This window comes from Pseudovibrio sp. FO-BEG1, assembly GCF_000236645.1.
Classification (GTDB): domain Bacteria; phylum Pseudomonadota; class Alphaproteobacteria; order Rhizobiales; family Stappiaceae; genus Pseudovibrio.
Genome location: NC_016642.1, coordinates 2637122 through 2657123, shown reverse-complemented (window position 1 = coordinate 2657123; position 20002 = coordinate 2637122). Strand labels below are relative to the sequence as shown.

15 protein-coding genes are annotated in these 20002 nt (G+C 53.1%); 5 read left to right on the top strand and 10 right to left on the bottom strand.

The window, feature by feature from the left end:
- Nucleotides 1–37: 37 nt before the first annotated feature.
- The 3 genes from PSE_RS12210 to PSE_RS12200 form a co-directional block, all read right to left on the bottom strand.
- Nucleotides 38–859: an MBL fold metallo-hydrolase gene (locus tag PSE_RS12210; RefSeq protein WP_008550062.1), complete on the bottom strand. Its 822-nt coding sequence runs from the start codon at nucleotides 857–859 to the stop codon at nucleotides 38–40.
- A 13-nt stretch (nucleotides 860–872) separates the two neighbouring features.
- Nucleotides 873–1313 carry a cyclic nucleotide-binding domain-containing protein gene (locus tag PSE_RS12205; protein WP_174519203.1) on the bottom strand — a complete coding sequence of 147 codons (441 nt, stop codon included), beginning with the start codon at nucleotides 1311–1313 and terminating at the stop codon, nucleotides 873–875.
- 100 nt (nucleotides 1314–1413) lie between these two features.
- Nucleotides 1414–4002, bottom strand: a complete 2589-nt coding sequence (locus PSE_RS12200; RefSeq protein WP_041768397.1) for an ABC transporter ATP-binding protein/permease — start codon at nucleotides 4000–4002, stop codon at nucleotides 1414–1416.
- A 252-nt stretch (nucleotides 4003–4254) separates the two neighbouring features.
- Here PSE_RS12200 and PSE_RS12195 point away from each other — a divergent pair, with 252 nt between their 5' ends.
- Genes PSE_RS12195 through PSE_RS12175 form a run of 5 tightly spaced genes read left to right on the top strand, consistent with a single transcriptional unit; the run spans nucleotide 4255 to nucleotide 9907 of the window.
- Nucleotides 4255–5496, top strand: coding sequence for a glycosyltransferase family protein (locus PSE_RS12195; RefSeq protein WP_050773912.1), 1242 nt, complete (start codon nucleotides 4255–4257; stop codon nucleotides 5494–5496).
- A gap of 2 nt (nucleotides 5497–5498) precedes the next feature.
- Nucleotides 5499–6740 carry a glycosyltransferase family 4 protein gene (locus tag PSE_RS12190; RefSeq protein ID WP_014285147.1) on the top strand — a complete coding sequence of 414 codons (1242 nt, stop codon included), beginning with the start codon at nucleotides 5499–5501 and terminating at the stop codon, nucleotides 6738–6740.
- The gene (locus PSE_RS12185; RefSeq protein ID WP_014285146.1) at nucleotides 6737–7867 is read left to right on the top strand and encodes a glycosyltransferase family 4 protein; all 1131 of its coding nucleotides are present in this window, start codon (nucleotides 6737–6739) and stop codon (nucleotides 7865–7867) included. The genes PSE_RS12190 and PSE_RS12185 overlap by 4 nt, the downstream gene beginning before the upstream one ends.
- Nucleotides 7864–9066, top strand: coding sequence for a glycosyltransferase family protein (locus tag PSE_RS12180; RefSeq protein ID WP_014285145.1), 1203 nt, complete (start codon nucleotides 7864–7866; stop codon nucleotides 9064–9066). Before PSE_RS12185 ends, PSE_RS12180 begins: the two co-directional genes overlap by 4 nt.
- Nucleotides 9056–9907, top strand: a complete 852-nt coding sequence (locus tag PSE_RS12175; protein WP_014285144.1) for a polysaccharide deacetylase family protein — start codon at nucleotides 9056–9058, stop codon at nucleotides 9905–9907. The genes PSE_RS12180 and PSE_RS12175 overlap by 11 nt, the downstream gene beginning before the upstream one ends.
- On the opposite strand, the gene PSE_RS12170 is transcribed toward PSE_RS12175, so the two are convergent.
- The 7 genes from PSE_RS12170 to PSE_RS12140 form a co-directional block, all read right to left on the bottom strand.
- Nucleotides 9882–10475, bottom strand: a complete 594-nt coding sequence (locus PSE_RS12170; RefSeq protein WP_014285143.1) for a trans-aconitate 2-methyltransferase — start codon at nucleotides 10473–10475, stop codon at nucleotides 9882–9884. The two genes, PSE_RS12175 and PSE_RS12170, sit on opposite strands and share 26 nt — an antisense overlap.
- A gap of 17 nt (nucleotides 10476–10492) precedes the next feature.
- The gene (locus PSE_RS12165) at nucleotides 10493–11665 is read right to left on the bottom strand and encodes an ABC transporter permease (RefSeq protein WP_014285142.1); all 1173 of its coding nucleotides are present in this window, start codon (nucleotides 11663–11665) and stop codon (nucleotides 10493–10495) included.
- A complete protein-coding gene (locus tag PSE_RS12160; protein ID WP_014285141.1) occupies nucleotides 11662–12690 on the bottom strand; it encodes an ABC transporter permease in 1029 nt (342 codons plus the stop codon). The genes PSE_RS12165 and PSE_RS12160 overlap by 4 nt, the downstream gene beginning before the upstream one ends.
- A gap of 135 nt (nucleotides 12691–12825) precedes the next feature.
- Nucleotides 12826–14733 carry an ABC transporter substrate-binding protein gene (locus PSE_RS12155; protein WP_014285140.1) on the bottom strand — a complete coding sequence of 636 codons (1908 nt, stop codon included), beginning with the start codon at nucleotides 14731–14733 and terminating at the stop codon, nucleotides 12826–12828.
- Nucleotides 14730–16631: an ABC transporter ATP-binding protein gene (locus PSE_RS12150; protein WP_014285139.1), complete on the bottom strand. Its 1902-nt coding sequence runs from the start codon at nucleotides 16629–16631 to the stop codon at nucleotides 14730–14732. The genes PSE_RS12155 and PSE_RS12150 overlap by 4 nt, the downstream gene beginning before the upstream one ends.
- A 137-nt stretch (nucleotides 16632–16768) precedes the next feature.
- On the bottom strand, nucleotides 16769–18637 hold the full coding sequence (locus PSE_RS12145; protein ID WP_208998163.1) for an adenylate/guanylate cyclase domain-containing protein: 1869 nt from the start codon (nucleotides 18635–18637) through the stop codon (nucleotides 16769–16771).
- Nucleotides 18638–18730: 93 nt separating this feature from the next.
- Nucleotides 18731–19906, bottom strand: coding sequence for a CaiB/BaiF CoA-transferase family protein (locus PSE_RS12140; protein WP_041768395.1), 1176 nt, complete (start codon nucleotides 19904–19906; stop codon nucleotides 18731–18733).
- Nucleotides 19907–20002 lie beyond the last annotated feature (96 nt).

Below are 20002 nucleotides of genomic sequence, written 5' to 3'. Positions count from 1 at the left end.
TTCATCAGATCAACAGCGAGCGACGGGTGCGTGAACTTTATGGTTTGAAGACCATCCCCTCAGAGGCCACGATAGCTCGTGGATGCATCTGTTGAGCAGCCAGACCGATTTCGTCCAGTTCATCATCCGTGCGCCGCGGATCGTGATGAAAGATCACGGGCGTTTTCACGTTGGCGCGCTGGCATATTCCGACCACATGCTCCCATGTGGAATGTCCCCAACCCTTATATTTAGGGTATTCAGCTGAGGTGTACATCCCATCCTGGATCACAACATCAGCATCACGGATAAAATCTAGGACAGCAGCGTCGTGATGAGCGCTCCCCATTTCGTGATCTGTGATGATGCACATGGCCTTACCATTGTACTCCATCCGGTAGCCACAGGCTCCGCCCGGATGGTTTAGCGCAACTGTTTTGATTATCAGGCCATTGTCTTTCTTCAGGGTGTCACCTGCATTGAAACTTTTAAAGGAAACAGCAGATAACGTGTTGGCTCCTACCGGGAAAATAGGGGGGGACATGATCCGGCAGATGATATCCTTCAGGTCACAGGGATCACTGAAATGGCCTGCCGTCAGCCGGATGCGGAAGTTTGGATCGTAAGCAGGCTCGAAGAAAGGCAGACCACAGATATGGTCCAGGTGTGTGTGCGTGAAGAGAAGGTCAATGTCGCGATGAGGGCCTCTCATCATTTCCTTGCCCAGATTGCGTGCGCCAGACCCACAGTCGACCATCAACAGAACGTCCCCCGCTCGTATTTCAAAGCAGGTTGTTTCTCCGCCGTATCTAAGAGTTTCGGGACCAGCAGCAGCTGTTGAACCGCGAACACCCCAAATTTTAAGAGAAAACTCGTTCAAGTAATCTGGCCTTTCAAGTGGACGCAGGCCGAGCCTGCGCTAGTTCTCTGGTCGTCTTTTCCAATCGCAACGCCAACACACGCATGATTTCCAACGAGACTTTCGGGAACTCCGCGATGAGTTTCAGAAAGTCATCCTTAGATATTGCGAGGATATGTGTTGTTCCAACCGACTGCAGCGTGGCAGTTCTTGGTACATCACACAAAATCGCAATCTCACCAATGATGGCATATTGTCCGACCCGCGCAACCTCATTTTCATCAACAAACACAGCAACTTCACCAGAAAGGACAACAAATGCGCTGTCGCCATCATCTCCCTGATGGCACAAATGTTCCCCGTCCTGAAACTCCATGCGATCACTAATGAACGCGAGGAGACGAAGTTTGCTCGGTTCCAGTCCTTCAAAGAGAGGGACGCGGCTCAAAGCTTGGACTTCAGCATCTATAGTCACATTTCCCTCCCAATAACTTGATGAGCATAGCTGAACTCAATCCAGCAATCTGTGTTACAGCTCACACCATCTCGCCTTTGTTTCACCATAGTTCCCAAGACTATCTCTCGATAACCCTCCCATTTTCTAGGTGAACCGCCGTTTCAAACTCCTCAGCGACGGTCTCATTACTTACTCCAAACATGAAAATTTTATCTGACATCAGCTTTTTAAGGTCTGTGCGCAGCTCTTTATCGGTCGCGCTGGCGCTGTTTGCTGTCTCGTCCAAAATATATATATGAGCGTTTTTCAACAATGCGCGGACCAGACATATCAACCTGCGCTGGTGTGAGGACAGCTTCGCACCGGCCACACCCACATGATAATCGAAGGCAGCACGGCGGATCGGGACGATGAGATCACGCTCACGAACCAGTTCCTGCAGAACCTGCTGGATTTTCTGGCGTGCATCGCGGCGGTCCAGCCTTGCATGACCAAAAACCAGATTGTCTTCAATGCTGAGCGTAGTCAGGTACGTTTCTGGATCAAAGAACTCAAAGCGCTCGTTGTCCTTGCCTACACTCTCAATAAACTGGGCACGGGCGGCGACGATCTTGTCCCGCATCTCATCATCCAGAACACCAAGACGGTGCTTGGCAGGGATGAGTTTGAGTGCGAGAGCAATGAGGCGCGCTCTGTCAACATCCTTCAGTCTTCTGCGCTGGCCACCTTTCTGTTCATTCACAATACGACCAAATTCTGGCAGATCTTCGCGGCTGATGAAGGAGTATCTGTTTAACAGGTCACTGTCTGCACTGACATCGGCAAACAGCTCCACCATGGTCGTTGCGATTTTGAGACCGATGTCGCTCAGAAGCACATCAAAACCGGTTTGCTTGAGGAAGGCTGAGATCTGCGGATCGGTTGGTACGTGTTCGATGGTCATGAAGTGTTCTTTGGGGCTGGCAAAGAACAGGTTCTGCGCCAGATTGGCGGACATGTTGAACTTTTCCGGATCCCAGAACTCAACCAGGTTTTGTAGTCGTGCATCGCCCTTAATCTTCTCGCAAAAGGCTTTGCGTGCGGCGAGAAGGTTTGGCACCAGTTCGCAGTTCACTTCCTCGCAGTAACGCTGATCGATGACCGTTTCCACGCCCAGAAGATAGAGATCTCGCGAGAAGCCTGCGACTTTACAGAGTTCCAGAGCTCGCTCCTCCAACTCCTGCATGGAGGTGGCGTTTGCCTGATCAAAGTCTTCCCAGCGCGCCTTGAGATCAAAGAAGGGATTGAGCGTCATCTCCGCTTCCCGCAGCTGACGCTGACGCTTCTTCAAGTCACTGCCTTCGTAGTCGATGGTCTCTTGCGGTCTGTGGCGCAGGCCGTAAAACAGGTTGTCACGAATGGTCCCCGTCCAGACATGAAGATGCCCGCCCACATAGGCGATTTGCCGGCCCAGCGTGGATTCTGACATGTTCTCAAAACTGGTTTGATTGACACTGACCGAGCCAGAGGTTGGACTGAGTAAGCCCGCTGCCATTTGCAGCAGCTCTGCCCGCCCAGAGCCATCTATGCCAGTGACCGCCAGAGGTTTACCCGGTTCAACAATAAGTGAAACGCCATGCACCTCCTGCCCTGTTCCCGCACCCGAAAGGCCAAGTTTATCGAGCGTGAGCGGGCCGGAAAGCGGTAGCGTTTCGTCTTCCAAGAGGCGTTGCTTGTCGTATAGATCTGGTGGATCAAAGTTCTCAACAACGGTCTGGTATTTGACTGAGACATCTGCCGTCATCTGGTAGTACGCCAGCAGCTCTTTCCAGGGACCCGCCAGATCCTTGTAGGCTGCTATAACCGCAATCAGCGCGCCAATGCTGAGTTGGCCTTTGATGACCAGATAACCGCCAATGAAGTAAAAGAAGAACGGCGTCAGCTGATTCATGAAGTTATTGACGAACTTGATGAAATACTTGCGATTATAGATATCGAAGCGAATGCGGAAGTTGCGGTAAAGCCGATCAGAAAGATCTGCAGAATGCCACGCTGAGGTGTCGTTGCTATGGATCTCTGAAATGCCAGAGATGCTCTCGCCAACCTTGTCGGCAATCACGCGCACATTCTTCACACGCTGGCGCGACAGGCGCACGACCTTTTGCTGCAATTTGGGAATGATGTAGCCCTGCACCGGATAGAGCGAAATAGCAGCCAGACCAAGCAGCGGATCCTGCATGAAAATGAAGCCGACTTGCACCACCAACATGCCGCCCTGATAGGCTGGCAGGGCGAAGGCCTCGCCAACAAAACCACCTACATCCTCGACCTCAGCGGTAATCATTGGTATGATCTCGCCGGAGCTGACCTTCTTAAAGTGAGGCAGGCGGAAGCGGAGTACGCGCTGAAACAGCTCAAACCGCAACTGGCGTAGCATCCTCTCGCCCAGTCTACCCTTGTAGATGTTGAGGTAGAGTTTGATGCAGTTGCTAACGACAACAAGAACCAAGAACAAAATACAAAGCACCGCCAGGTACTCGATTTGCCCGAGTTGGACACCCCAAAACTCTACCGGGAAATTGCTACCCTGAATTGCTTCATTGGTAATTGTCTTAGGCAGATCCAGCAGGATGTAACTGACCGGATAGGACAATAAGGTGACTAGAAGAATCGCCACTTGATAGCGGGCCGAGTTCTTCCAGATGAATTGGAAAAGCGATTTTTCCATGTCCACTCCGATTAAGCTCAGGCCAGGCTAACCCAAACTGAGGCGATGCGATTTACACTTCAACTGACGCAAGGGAACTTTACGCTTCAAGATCTTAAAAAAACGGCACAAAACCCTCTTCATCCCTTGGATTTTGGGGTTCTGTTCTGACGCTATCAGCGGATGGACTGGTTTTGCTGTTGTCTGGTGGTCCTCCCCCACTTCTATGATCTGACGCTGAGGTTTGTGCGCAGCAGATGGAATAAGAAGCGCATGACGGTAATGACGCCAAAAATTCTGATTTATAGCCACGACACCTTTGGCCTTGGCCACCTGCGGCGATGCCGGACAATCGCTCAATCTCTGGTTGGTTCCTTTCCGGAAATGTCCGTCCTCATCCTTTCCGGATCCCCTATAATTGGTAGTTTTGAGTTCCGCTCCCGCGTTGATTTCGTCCGCATACCCGGAGTGATCAAACTGCGTAGTGGGGAGTACACCTCGCTGTCGCTGCAGCTGGACATCAACGAGACGATCGCAATCCGTTCATCAATCATCGAGCACACTGCAAAGGTGTTCAAGCCGGATATCTTCATTGTCGACAAAGAGCCTCTTGGGCTACGCAGTGAGGTTCTGCCTACGCTTCAGTACCTGAAAGGGCAGAAGACACGCTTGGTGCTGGGGCTTCGCGATGTGATGGATGATCCGCTGGTGCTGAAGGAAGAATGGCTGCGCAAGCGAGCCTACCCTGCCCTCAATGATCTTTATGACGAGATCTGGGTTTACGGCCCATCCGTGATGAACAACCCGCTGGATGGACTTGGCTTTGACCAGTCTGTGATGCAAAAGACGCTGTTTACCGGCTATCTGCGCCGGTCAATGCCAAGTTCAGCTCAAGACTTCACAGCACCGTTTGATGGTGCGCCGTATGTGCTGGTAACGCCCGGTGGCGGCGGAGATGGCGTTGAGCTGGTGGATTGGGTGATGCGTGCGTATGAAGCCCGGTTGCGCCCTCTTTTCCCGGCTCTCATCGTGCTTGGCCCATTCATGAGTAAAGCGGACGTAGAGGCTTTTACAACTCGTGCTTCGCATCTGCGCGATGTTGAGATTCTGCGCTTTACGCCGGAAATCGAGCCTTATATGGCCAATGCGACGGCTGTGATTGGCATGGGGGGGTACAACACTTTCTGTGAGGTTCTTTCCTTCGACAATCCGGCCTTGCTGGTGCCGCGTGTTGTGCCACGTAGAGAGCAAGCTATTCGTGCGGAGCAGGCCCAGCGGCTTGGCCTTGCGCAGATGCTGCCCATCGACTCCTATCCAAGCGTGGAACTGATGGTAAAGGCGCTCGCCAACCTTCCGTTTATTGCCCCACCGTCTCACGCTCATTCAGAGAATTACCTGGGCGGGCTTGATGTAATCAATCTCAGAACCGCTGAAATTCTTGGCATGAGTGATCAGGCCTTGATGCAAAGATTGAATGTTTCTGCAGATCCTAAACTGACTTGCAAGACGGGGTAGCGATGGAGAGAGGCCGTATTGCAGTCGTGGTCAAAGGGTATCCGCGCCTTTCTGAAACGTTCATTGCGCAAGAGATCTATGGCTTGCAGGAGCGAGGTGTAGAACAACTCATAGTCGCCTTACGTCACCCGTATGATCCTTATGTGCATGACGTGCATAAGAAGATTACGGCAGATGTGCTCTATCTGACGGAGTATCTGAAAGACGACCCTCCACGCGTGAAGCGAGCTTTGGACTGGGCAAAGACGCAGCCGACTTATGCTGCGGCCAGAGCTTGCTTTGAGAACGACCTGAAGCACAAGAGGAATGCCGAGAGGTTTCGCCGTTGGGGGCAAGCTTGCGTGATGGCTCATGAGTTGCCCGCTGACGTCATCTGGATACACACGCATTACCTCCACAGCCCCTGCACAGTCGCCCGCTATGCAGCCATGCTTTCTGGCCGCAAGTGGTCGTTTTCCGCCCATGCGAAGGACATCTGGACCACGGAGCCGTGGGAGCTTAAGACCAAGCTGGCAGATGCCGCTTGGGGGGTGACCTGCACCAAAGCCAACCTTTCGTATCTGCAATCTCTTTGCGCAGAGCCTGACAAGATCAGCCTTGTTTATCATGGTCTAGATTTTTGCGGATTTCCTGAGGCTCCGCGTCCTGCCACCCTGCGAGACGGAACAGGAAAAGACAGTGTTCAGATCATTTCCGTGGGGCGTCTGGTGGACAAGAAGGGCTACGATACCTTGCTGCGTGCATTCAGTGAGTTGCCCAAGGCGTTGAACTGGCACTTCACTCATGTTGGTGGAGGTGAGTTGTCTCAATCTTTAGAGGACCTTGGCAAGCAGCTTGGTCTGGATGACCGGATTTCATGGCTCGGCCCGCAACCACGGGCACGGGTTTTGGACGAGATGAAAAAGGCAGACATTTTTGCTCTGGCTTGCCGTGTCTCCAAATCTGGAGATCGGGACGGATTGCCCAATGTGGTGATGGAAGCACAAGCCATGTCGCTGCCTTGTGTCTCAACTGAGGTCTCAGCGCTGCCTGAAATCATCGAGAGCGGGCAAACTGGCGTGTTGTGCCCTCCAGAAGATGTGTCCTCCCTTTCGGAAGCACTATGCTCATTGATCACACAACCCGCAGAGCGCGAACGCCTTGGCAGTAACGCGTTTCGCAGCGTGCATGATCGTTTCAGTGCCTCGCCCGGTCTGGATTTTCTGGAAGAACAGTTTTCGAGAAGCCTGGAGCCTTGCTCATGAAAGTTGCCTTTACCGCTCCCATGAAACCAATCGACCATCCTGTGCCTTCGGGGGACCGGACCATGGGTCGTCTGATTGTACGGGCATTGCAGCTGGCAGGGCATGAGGTAGGTGTGGCGTCTACTTTCCGCAGTTGGCGGGCAGAGGGCGGCGAAGATGTTACGCGGGAAGTGAAAGAGCTTGCGATCACTGAAGCCAAGGCAATCGCGGAACGCTGGATTGAGCGTGGTGACGTGCCGGATGTGTTTCTCACCTATCATCTCTATCACAAAGCTCCAGACTGGATTGGCCCTTACCTTTGCGCCAAGTTCAACATTCCTTATGTGGTGGTGGAAGCAAGCCGCGCGCCTAAACGGCAGGCCGGCAACTGGGCGCTTGGGTTTAATGCAGCCGATGCTGCCCTAGCGCAGGCTAATCAGGTTGTTGCACTCACCAACGCAGATGCTCAATGTCTGAAAGAGGTGTTGAATGATGATGTTCTGACAGTGCTTCCGCCCTTTCTGGAGACGGCGAAGTTCGAAGTCAGCCACAGCGTTACCAAAGGCTCTGCGGACGGGAAGATACGCTTGCTCTGTGCCGGCATGATGCGTGAGGGGGACAAGCAGTTTTCTTACATGGTGCTTTCGGCTGCGCTGAAACAGATTGCGGATCTGCCATGGCGATTGACAATTGCTGGAGACGGCCCTGCCCGCGGTGAGATTGAGCCACTGTTTGATCCAGAACGGACTGAGTTTGTTGGTTTGATCCCATGGCAGGAAATGCCGCGGCTTTATCGCTCTCACGACGTGTTCGTCTGGCCCGCCATTCGTGAAGCCTTCGGCTTTGTGTTTCTGGAAGCTCAATCTTGCGGGCTGCCTGTTGTTGGTGGTCGTGTATTTGGGGTGCCTGACATTGTTGAGGAAGGCACCAGCGGTCTGCTTTCTGATGAGGGGGATGCCTCGGCATTGGCGCAGAACCTGATGTCGCTTATCAAAAACCCGCATAAACGTGAGAACATGGGCCTTGCCGCCATAGAGAACATTCACAAGAACCACAGTCTGGAAGCTGGTGCCAGAGGGTTAGACAAAGTTCTCTATGCGGCTCTTGAACATCACCAGTTTAAGCGGAGAGTGCACGGAGGCCGATGATGAAAGCCTTCATCCATGTTCAGCATCTACTCGGCTCTGGCCATATTGTGCGGGCTGTTGCTTTGGCGAAAGCGCTGGTCCGGCAGGGCATTGCCGTGACGCTCGCCACTGGTAACCGCATTCCTGCAACACTAGACTGTGGTGGGCTGTCTGTGGTGCAGTTGCCTGCAGTTCGTGCAGCCAGCGCCAAGTTTGATGTGTTGCTGGACGAGCATAACAATCCAATCGATGAAGCTTGGTGGGAGAAGCGTATTGCGGCGACGCTCTCAGCCTTTTCTTCTGAGCACTTCGATCTGCTGATTACCGAGACCTACCCATTTGGCAGGCGTATGTTTGCTGCCGAAATGACCCGGCTTCTGGAATGTGCTGGCACCAAATCGTCTCCGCCGTGGGTGGTCTGTTCAGTGCGCGATATTCTGGTGCGCAAGGATGAGGCCTGGAAGGAAGAGTGGATGGCCTCGCAGGCGACGGCCTTTTACGACCGCATTCTTGTCCACTCCGATCCGCAGCTCATCACACTGGGCGACAGCTTTCCCTTTGCTTATCGGGTCAGCTCACATGTTCGGTACACAGGTTACATCAGCGATGATCGCTCAACAGAGGCGACCTCAGCGGATGGGACTGATGAAGTGATTGTTTCCTGCGGTGGCGGAGCTGTGGGCTCTGCTTTGCTGCGGGCTGCGCTTTCAGCTCCCAACCACATGCCCCCAAACACCACGCCAAAGTGGCGAGTGCTGGTGGGACATGACATTTCTGAAGCAGAGTTTCAGCAGCTTTCGCGACATTCGTCCTCTGAGCTGATCATTGAGCGGGCGCGCAAGGACTTCCCAGCTCTTTTGAAGAACGCCAAACTCTCCATTTCACAAGCTGGCTACAACACGGTGGTCGATATCCTGCGGGCAGGCATTCCGTCTGTGCTGGTTCCCTTTGCACAGGAAGCAGAGACAGAACAGACACAGCGTGCCATCAGCCTGATGAAGCATCGCAGAGCGGTGGCCGTGCCGGAGAAGGTCCTCAGCCCCAACACGCTTGCGCAGGCAGCTCAGAAAGCGCTTGGTCTTCCCGCCCCTGATCTGCATGTGGCGCTGAATGGTGCGGAGATTTCGGCGCAAATACTCGCTGCTGATCTTGGTATGGAGACGGCTTTGGACAGTACAGTTGGGATCATCTGGGAAAGGAACATTTCTCGTGACCTCTAGCCCTGCTGCCGTTGTTGATCCCAAATCCTCAAAGGATAAAGCTACCTACAGGGATCAGGAGGATTTTGAGCAGGCACTCACGCGACATCTGGATTGGTTTGCGGAGCATGAGCGCATTGTCAGGTTCTGGTGGCGTGATGATGATGCTGTTTCGCCTACGCCCCAACTGGACGAGTTGATTGGCTTTTCAGAGCGTTTCACTATTCCGCTTTCGCTTGCAGTTATCCCTAGGTTTGCGACAGAGGCTTTGGCCCAGCGCCTGGCAGATACACACACTGTTCAGGTTCTTCATCATGGATGGCAGCATAAGAACTACCAGGATAAATCTCTCGGCGAGAAAGCCAGTGAGTTTGGTTGGCGGCGGACTGCTTTGGAAATGGAGAAAGAACTTCTGGAAGGCAAAGAGGTCCTACAAGACTTGTTTGCTGAGCGCTTTGTGCCGCTGTTTGTGCCGCCATGGAACAGGATTGCTCCACGCGCCGTGCAACTGTTGCAGCAACAAGGTGATTATGGCCTCTCGGCGTTCACATGGATCAACCATTGCCGATTGCCGCGCCTGCAAAGCCACGTGGACATCATCAAATGGAAAAAGAACAAGCGCTTTATCGGTTGGGACGCAGCACGGAAGCGGTTGGACCTTCAACTCTGCCGGCGGCAAACCAATGCGAGTGAGCCCATCGGGTTGCTGACCCACCATCTGGATCATGGCGAAGGGTGCTCTGAGTTTTTGGAGGTGTTTTTCAAGATCACCTCCGCCCACCCCGCTGCAGCATGGCTCAGTTCTCAGGAGTTACTCGAAGAGGCTAAACGTGACTTTAGTCTGTCGAGCGGACAGGTTTGACGAGGCGGAGCTTCCAGCCAACGTTCTTTGAGCGGGAGTTCAGTTCCAAATCATCCAGCACTTGCCAATGTGTTGCTTTGTCTGTTTCAGCCCAAACCTTTTGGAGAGATTTGTGCGCACCGGATTTCTCTCGAGCGGGTGTGTACATGGAGATTGCGATGACACCATCGGGCTCCAAAAACTCCGCATATCGTTTGAGTTGTTGCTCCGGATCTTCGCAGAAATAGAGCACTTCATTGAAGACAATCGCCGTAAACGTCTGTCCGGTGTTGAGAGAGAAACTCTCCAGATCAGATTGTACCAGCTGTGCCTCATCCGGGTTTACTTCGGCTTTGCTCAATGCAGTTTCAGACAGGTCGACACCGCAATAGTGTTGCAGGCCTGAAGCTTTGAGATAGTGATACAAGATTGCTTCACCGCAGCCCACGTCTAATACGTTTCGGCTCGCCTCAGTCTGGCTCAGCCATGCGGAGAGAATGCCGTAGCGGGCAGCTTCTTTGATGTCATTGAGAAAATGCCAGCGGCCTTCCTTGTACTGGCGGTCCCAGTCCTCTGATTGCTCTTCCATGACACCCGAGGCTCCAATTACTTGTATGGGTCCGCCGCATCGCGCAGCCCATCCCCCATGAAGTTAAATGCAAGCACTACAATGATGATTGGAACAACCGGTGCCATCAACCACGGATATATGGTGACCACTGAGATATTCTGGGCTTCATTGAGCAGAACGCCCCACGAAACCGCAGGTCGCCTGAGGCCCAGATTGAGGAAGGACAGTGCTGTTTCCCCCAATATCATTGCGGGAACGGACAGAGTTGCCGATGCAACCAGGTGGCTGGTGAAGCCTGGGAGCAGGTGTTTGACGATGATGCGGCTTGGGCTAGCGCCCATGAGAGCAGCTGCTTTTGCGTACTCTTCCTCCCGCAAAGAAAGCAGTTTGGACCTGACAGCACGGGCCAGCCCCGGCCAATCCAACAGCCCCAAGATGACCGTCAGGCCGAAGTAGATCCAGACGGGCGACCACGTGATAGGCAAAGCCGCAGATAGAGCCATCCAGAGGGGTAGTTCAGGGAGCGATCGCATGATCTCGATGACGCGTTGGATGGAGCTGTCGATCCAACCACCAAAGAAACCGGCAAGGCCACCCAGCAGCACTCCCAGCACCATAGATATACTTACCCCAACAAGGCCGATGGTGAGAGACAGACGTGCTCCATAGACAAGGCCGGAGTACTGATCCCTTCCTAGTCTGTCTGTACCAGCGATGAAAAGAGTGCCGTCTTTTGCAGGGCAGACAACGTGAAACTTAGCAGGGAAAAGGCCCCAGAATTTGTAAGGCTCTCCCTCACAAAAGAAGCGGAGTTTCTGCACTTTGGTGGTGTCGGTTTCGTAGACCCACTTCAGGTTCTCAAGATCTACAGAAGGGTTGAGCCCATAAACGAAGGGACCAACAAGTTTGCCCTCATGGAACAGATGGATGGCCTGAGGTGGTGCGAAGAGAAAGTCGACGTTTCGTTTGGCGACAGGGTAAGGGGCAATGATTTCAGCAAAAGGCACACATAGATAGAAGAAGAAAAGCACAACGGCTGACGCGACAGCCAGCTTGTGTTTGCGGAACTTCCACCAGATGATTTTCCATTGCGGCGCCTGATAGTACCGTTCCTGCTCTCTGGTCAGAATCTCCACTTCTTTGGGATCGAAGCCCTTAGGATTGACGTAGTGTTCTACCTTGTCTTCTCCGCGATCTCCCTGGTTCATTGTCTCACCCCCTCTTTGCCGAGGCGAATGCGTGGATCGAGGTAGCCGAGCAGGACATCAGAGACCAGCATGCCGATGAGAGTGAGGATGGAGACAAAGAGCAGAATAAACCCAGCAAGGAACTGATCCTGCGATTGCAGAGCACCCAAAAGAACCGGACCAACTGTTGGCAGGTTCAGAACGACGGAAACGATCACAGAGCCTGAGACCAGCGACGGGATCAGATTGCCGATATCTGCGATGAATGGATTGAGGGCTACACGAAGTGGGTACTTAACAAGGAGCTTGCTTTCTCGCATGCCTTTGGAGCGGGCGGTGGTGACATACTGCTTGAAAAGCTCATCCAGAAGATTTGCGCGCAAGCGGCGGATCATCGCTGCTGTGCCAGATGTGCCGATGACGATTACCGGCACGACAAGGTGAGCGACAATGGAGAGGGCTTTGCCGCTGCTCATGGGTTCACCGATGTAACGCTCTTCCATGATACCACCGACAGTCAGGCCAAACCAGCTGTTGGCCAGATACATAAGCACGAGAGCGAGCAGGAAGTTGGGTGTTGCGAGGCCGAGATATCCGACAAGGGTGAAGGTATAGTCGCCAACGGAGTATTGGTGCGTTGCCGAATACATTCCAATTGGAAAAGCCACGCAATAGATGAAGAGGATGGTTGCAAGATTGAGTGCAATTGTGAGCGGTAATGTTGGGCCGACGACCTCTCCCACTGGCTGATCGTACTCAAATGACCAGCCCCAGTTGCCCTGAATGAGCCCGTCAAATCCGTTTGGTCCCGGCCAGAGACCGACCCAGATGCCGTAGCGCTCTACAAAGGGGCGATCTAAGGCGAACTCTTTGCGGAGAAATTCCAGTCTGCCAATGGAGGCGCTCTCTCCGGTTGATCGAAGCATGGAGATTTGGTTGGAGATATAATCTCCTTCTGGCAGCTCGATGATGAAGAAGATGAGGAAACTGATGGCGGCAAGCGTTGGTATCATAACCAAAAGCCGCCGCAGGATGTAATTGAGCACCCACTTCCCTTTCTTCTCTCACACCACTCGTGGGTGAAGTGTAAAGGAGCACTCTTGGCTTTCTCTGAGAAAATCTAATCAGGTTTGAGAAGCCCCATTAGCGGGCGCTTAAGCTTACATCCTGAGTTTGCTTTTTCAGCTGTCTTCATCCGGTAGTAAGTCCTTGAAGAAGAAGAGATCCATGCGATGAATACCGAACTGAGCTCCCGGATCCCAGCCATAGATGCCCATCTCAGGTACATTGAGTAATCCCTTAACAACGACCGGATGCCGGACGCCGTTGACCAGACCGATATGAATGGTTTCGTCTGCATGGATCTGGAGGATCTGCTCCCAGATCATATCCCGCTCTTCAAAGCTGCTGCTGACGAGCCATTGATCAAACAGTTCGATCAGCCGGATGGCTGGCGGCCAGTCTGGTCTGACACCTGCGTGACCATCACTTTCATAGTAATTGCCCCATGGTGCCCAAGAGAGAAAATCCTCTCGCGTCGGTGCGTAGTCTACGGGAGGCATATCAGCCGTCGGAACGCCATTTTCAAATCCCGACCAGACGGACATCATCAGAGCACCTGATAGAGCGCGGGCACGGATTGTGTCGCGTTGGCTGGGGCGGATGAAAGCGGAGACACCAATCTCTTGCCATGTTTCGGCAACCAACTCCAAAGCATCATCCTGCTCGGAACTCTCACCAGTGATCTCGATGATGAGCTGTAATGGGCGCCCATCTTCCAAAAGGCGAACACCGTCTCCTCGCCTGTCGGTCAGGCCGATATCATCGAGCAGTTGGTTTGCAAGGTCTGGATTAAACTCAGCCCATGCAGTCTGGAAGTCCGGTTGGAAGAGCGGAGAAATGTTGAGCACGGTGTCATTGCCAGCACGACCTAAACCGAAATAAAGCACTTTGTTTATGAGTTCACGGTCTATGCCCATAGAGAGCGCATGGCGGAATCTGCGGTCTTGCATGAGTTTGCGCCAGACAGGGTCTTTGACGCTCAGGTTGGGTAGGATTGAAATTTCGGAGCCTTTGGAGTTGAGCCAGAGACGTGTGTCGTAATCCTGAGTTTGCTCACCGCGTTTGAGTACCGAGATATCGGAAAAGCCCAGCCCGCGAGCCTGCAGGTCGCTCTCTCCTGCCAGTGTCTTTGCCGGGATGAGTTTGCCGTCCACCACATCCATGATAATGCGGTTGATGTAGGGCAGTTGCTGGCCAGCATTATCAACACGATGGAAGAAGGGATTGCGCTCCATCACGGCACGGCGTTCACCTGAGGCTGTACGCGGCACCCAAGGCTGCAATGTCGGGATATGTGGATTGGAGGCACCGTACATGTCATCCATGCGATTAAACAGAGGGGCCCAGCCACGGACTTTTTCTATGCGGGCGATCTGGCGGATGAATTCGGGGTTTCCATACTTCTCATGGAACTGCTTCATGTAGGCGGCAGGCCGATAGATGAATGGGGGGCGAGCCTTTGCAAGTTCTTGCAGGAACAGTGGGTTTGGCTCATGCCATTCGAAGCGGACGGCGGTTTCATCGATCACCGTGAACTCCGGCCCCTCCCCATCCACCAGCATAAAACCCGGCAGGCCGATAGGGTTGAGTTCGTCATTGAGGGCCACATCTTCAAACCAGAAGCGGAAATCTTCTGCAGTGAAGGAGCTGCCGTCAGACCATTTGTGGCCTTCCCGCAGGTGCAACGTGAAGACCTTGTCATAGTGATTGTCGACACTTTCCAGAATGTCCGGATTGAGCTCAAGGTTTTCGTTGTAACCGACCAATCGCGCATACCCCCAGACGTTGATCAGGCGAACATCCTTGGGGCGTGAGATCAGCGTATGCAGAGAGCCACCCTGAACGCCGATGACTCGGCCCATGTCTTCGGGATAAGTTACGAGAGGTTCTTTAGGAACTCGGTCGACAACAGGGGGTAAGCCTGGAGGGATGCCGGGCGTTTCTTTCAGAACCAGAGCGAAGGAAGCAGATGGGAGTGCAAGGGCTGCAAGGACAAGCGCTGCGTTCAGGAATCGTCGGGTGATCATATGTGACTGCCTCCCAATCCCACGATGTCACGCATGGCCTCCATACCGGGAGCACACACCCAATGATCTGTCTCCATCTCCACCAGATATGGCACCGTTGTGTAGCGCATACGATAAGGAGCTGGCCATTGGGTTGGATCGGAGCTGCTTGTTCCTTCCAGTGATCCGAAGTCCAGTTTGTGATCCAGAGAAGGTTCCGGCACGGCTTTAAGGAGCGCCTTTGTATAGGGGTGGATTGGGTTGTCTATGATTTGGCGTGTCGGACCGACTTCTACTACTTTGCCTTTACACATAACGGCCACGCGATCCGAGATGTAGTCAACCACTGCGAGGTTATGGCTCACGAACACGTAAGTGAGGCCGAGTTCGTCCTTCAGATCCTTGAGGAGGTTCAGAATTTGCGCCTGAACGGACACGTCGAGTGCGGAGGTTGGTTCATCACAGATCAGGAACTCCGGGTTCAGGGCCAACGCTCTGGCGATGCCAATGCGTTGTCGCTGTCCGCCAGAGAACGAGTGCGGGTAGCGGCGAAGGTATCTGGGAGACAGGCCCACCAGATCAATCAGTTCCCGAATACGGGCTGCCTGACTGAGGCTATCGCCCATGCGGTGGATGACAAGAGGCTCCTGCAGGATTTCGTTGAGGGTGCGCCTCGGATTGAGGGAAGAGAACGGATCCTGAAAGATGATTTGCGCGCGTTTGCGGTATTGAAAGAGTTCTTTCTCATTAAACCCCTGAATGTCACGCGGACCCTCTTCCGTTGTGTAGGTGATTTTGCCTCGTGTAAGTGGAAATGCACGCAGCATGGCCAGCGATGCAGTTGTTTTTCCTGAGCCGGACTCACCGACGATGCCAAGGCATTCTCCTCTGCGTACGGTTAGCGAGACATTGTCGAGCGCGGTGGTCATGCCTCTGCGTTTTTTGCCGCGCAGGTTCTTGAAAGTGAAGGTTTTGCTGACGCCTTCCAACTCAATCAGAGAGGTTCCACGGAAAGCATGCGCTTTGCCGACAGGATGTGGGTGCAGATCTGAGGTGTGCGTTCTAGGCTTGATTGGCCGGATGGGGACAAGGCGCTCTTCGGGCTCCATGGAAAGAGACGGAACGGCGTTTAGGAGCGCTTTCAGATATGGGTGCTGGGGAGTGAGGAACAGGTCTTCGACACTGCCCTTTTCCATGATCTCGCCGTTGTAAACTACGACCACTTCGTCTGCCATGTTGGTGACCACACCAAAGTCATGGGTGATCATGAGCAGTGTCATGTTCAGCTCGGCTTGCACCTCTTTGATCAGTTTCAGGATCTCTGCCTGAATGGTGACGTCCAGAGCTGTGGTTGGTTCGTCAGCGATGAGAAGTGATGGGCGGCATATGAGGGCCATGGCGATCAGAGCGCGTTGCCGCAAGCCACCGGACAATTCAAAAGGGTATGTACGGATCGCACGTTCTGGTTCCGGGAAGTGCACCAATCGCAACATATCTTTGGTCAGTTCAAGCGCTTCTTTGCTGCCCACAAAGCGATGCAGTTTGGCTGCTTCTGCGATCTGATCTCCGATGGTGTGCAGCGGGGAGAGCGAGACCATGGGTTCCTGAAAGATCATTGCAATCTGGTCGCCGCGGATAGCACGCATGGCAGGCCCAGCGGGTGGGAGCTTTGCAATGTCTACGAAGTCGCCATTTTTGCGGTTATCGCGAAAGAGGATCTGGCCTGCTGTAATGCGAGACTTGGCTGGGAGGATGCCCATAACAGCTCTGGAGATGACGGTTTTGCCAGAACCAGACTCGCCTACAAGAGCAACGCATTTGTTTTCCGGAACGCTGAAGGACACATCGCGGACAACATCGTGACGCCCCTCGTCTCCACGAAACTCTACTGACAACCCTTTGACGTCAAGCAGGTTCACGTGCGTCCCTTCCTCATTGACCAGCTGCTGCGTGCGCGAGAAAGATCTTTCCCGGCTCTCACACTAGAACAGGGCTTTCTTTCAATGAGGTTGGGTTTCGGAGCACACTTAAATTAAACTAGAAGACAATGCCGGAATTATTGTTCGTCGCATATGGTGGAGTTGAGCTGCCAGACTTCGACTTTGCCTTTGCGGCCCCGAACTTCGTGACTGCCGCGATAGGTCACATTGTCCGGATGCCCCGCCTTTTCAACGGTCTCTCCGCTCAGAACGACACATGCCCCCTTCACCGTAGAGATGGTGCCGCCGAGGCTTTGCAGTCGGCTACAGACGTTCACTGCATCGCCAACGATTGTGTAGTTCCAGCGTTCAACGGCGCCCACATTGCCCACGATGACTGGCCCTGTGTGTATCGCAATGCGAACGTGGATTTCGTTTTCCGGAGCAGCTTCATTAGCCTGCTGGATGGCGCGGGCCATATCTTCTGCTGCTGCAATGGCACGCTGAGCATGGTCTTCCATCTCATTTGGAGCACCCCAGAATGCAAGCATGCCATCGCCGACAAACTTATCAACGGTGCCTTGATGAGCTTCGACGGCAGAAACAAGCAGCTTGAAGTGGTTGTTGAGCAAGCTTGCCACTTCACCTGCGCTTCTGTGTTCGGAAATGGAGGTGAAGCCCTCAATATCCGTAAACAGGATTGTCAGTTCAGCTTCTTTCGCCTTCGCGGCGCGGTCAATGCCAAGCGCCATCAGTTTGGCGTAGAGTGATTTGGGTATGTACCGGCTCATGGCCTGCAAGCCGCTGGTGCTTGCGTTCATTGCAGAGGTGATCTGGTCCACTTCGCGGATGTGGCTGCGTGGCAGTGGATCCAGATGCTCGAACTCCAGAGCCCCAAACTTTTGCGCACGTGCAGCAATGCCTTTCAGTGGAGATGCAAGGCGGCGGGCAAAGAAGATTGCAACGAGCGCAGATAAAAACACAACTGCAACGCCTGCAAAGACCGAATTGATCAGGCGAGTGAACTCATCATAACGAGAGTTGGCCAGCTGATACTCGCCCACATAATAAACTTCTCCATCAGGAGAGATCAGTTTCTGCATGACGAGGACGTACATATCCTCACCATCGTAGATAAGGTGGAGCTCCACACCACGTTGACGTGCGCGCTGACTGAACGGCTGTTTTTTGCTGGTTTCCAGTTTTGCTAGCACCGGATCGCCGAACTCTGAGGTCAAAGCCAACAAATTATGTTGCTGCAGCTCGTTGGTCGGAGAGGAGTAAGCCAGTACGCGGTTCTTGTCTGTCAGAATAAACCGGGTGACATCTTCTTCATCTATATCATTGCCCACACCATCTTCATCGCGTGAAGCAAGAACAGAGCCGACCCCTTTCATCGTTATGATCGCCGAAACATACCCAATAGTCTCGCCATTAAACCTAATTGCACTTGTCGCAGTCGCAAATGGGTCTTCTCCCGATGCATAAAAATCCCCCCAGAACGGATCTTCATCAGTTTCCGCGTCGATGGCCTGCATTCTGGAAAATTCAAAGAGAGACTGTTCTGGATGAAACGAAACCAGGTCTTGTCGGTTTTTGGCGTGCTTCAAACCCCAAACAGTTTCGTTCGGAAGCGAAAGCACCAAGCCTTCAACACTCTTTACCCCAAACAGCACACCCCGAAAGGTTTGGCGGGCGCGAAAAATCGCACTCTGCGCGGTTGGTTGCTCTTCAGCATATGTCTTGATTGCATAAACCGAGGAGAACGCAGGCGTCATGTAAGCAGCCAGAGCGTTGTTGATCGACTCGGTCGACATAATCGACGCTTTTTCGATGAGGCTTCTGGTGTTCTTGAGGTTGGTGTGAACGGACATGTACAGCACGATACCGCCGCACAGCGTTACCACGGTCACAAATGTGAGACTGACCAACCACGTCAATGACAGCTTGTAATAGCATCGCCGAATGCCGATTGCTTTACGCCTGATCCTATTCCAAAGCTTCAAACCGCGACCCACCTGTGTGAGGAATGTCAGCCCGTTAAACCACTCCCCGGACCGAGGGTCAAACTGCCTTCCTGCACATGGTGTAGCTAGTCTTTATTCTACTGCTTCTTTGCCTAATTCTCTCAATATCTCATTTCTATGCTCATCGAGAGCTGGTGCGCCCTTCTCCAGTTTCAGCTTAGAATTAGTAAACTGAATTGGTGTGCGCACATAGGTTTGCTCGCCCTGATCCTTAGAGGATGTTGGTAGTTTGACCTTCATCTGGCGGTGTTCAATTTGCTGATCTTGTAAAACATCAGCAACTGTATTGATCGGGCCAGCCGGAACGCCAAGTTCTTCCATTTTAGACAGGAGATCATCTCGGCTGAAGGTCAGCACCAGTGCCTGAAGCTTTTCTGTTAATTCTTCACGATGCTTCACACGAGACGGGTTTGTGGCGTAACGCTCATCCTCCGCCAAAGCAGGCGCTCCGAGAATCTTGCAGAAGTTGGCAAATTGAGAGTCGTTGCCGACAGCCACGATAAGGTGACCATCCTTCACTTCAAAAACTTGATAGGGAACGATGTTTGGATGGGCATTGCCCATGCGGGTCGGAATATTGCCGCTGCTCAGGTAGTTCATGGCCTGATTTGCAAGAACACCCACTTGCGCATCCAGCAGAGCCATGTCGATCCATTCACCTTCTCCGGTCAGGTCCCGGCGGCGTAAGGCTGCCTGAATGCCAATGACGCCATAAAGACCAGTGAAGATATCGGCAAAAGCCACGCCAACTTTTTGGGGCTCGCCGCCTTTTGAACCGGTCAGATCCATAATGCCGCCCATGCCCTGGATCATGAAGTCATATCCTGCACGATGAGCATAGGGACCATCCTGACCAAAGCCGGTCACGGAGCAATAGATCAGTTTCGGATTGATCTTCTTTAGACTGGCATAATCGAGACCATATTTGGCGAGGCCTCCGACCTTGAAGTTTTCGATCAGCACATCACTCTGGCGCACCAGATCATAAATCAGCTCAAGATCTTCTGATTTGGAGAAGTCTGCCGTGATGGAGCGCTTGCCGCGGTTGCAAGCATGAAAGTAGGCTGCGCTCTTTGTGCCGCCCTTTTCCTCAATGAACGGAGGGCCCCATGTGCGGGTATCGTCGCCGCGCGGGCTTTCTACCTTAATGACATCTGCCCCCAGATCAGAGAGCGTCTGCCCTATCCATGGGCCTGCCAAGATGCGCGCCAGTTCCAATACTCTTATGTTTTCCAGGGGAGCCGTCACGGAAGCAACCTCAGTCTTTTTGTGCAGATCTGTTTCTGGAGCACAGTGCTACCTGTTTTTTTGGGATAGTGCTTACGAGGATCTGTCATGAACTCG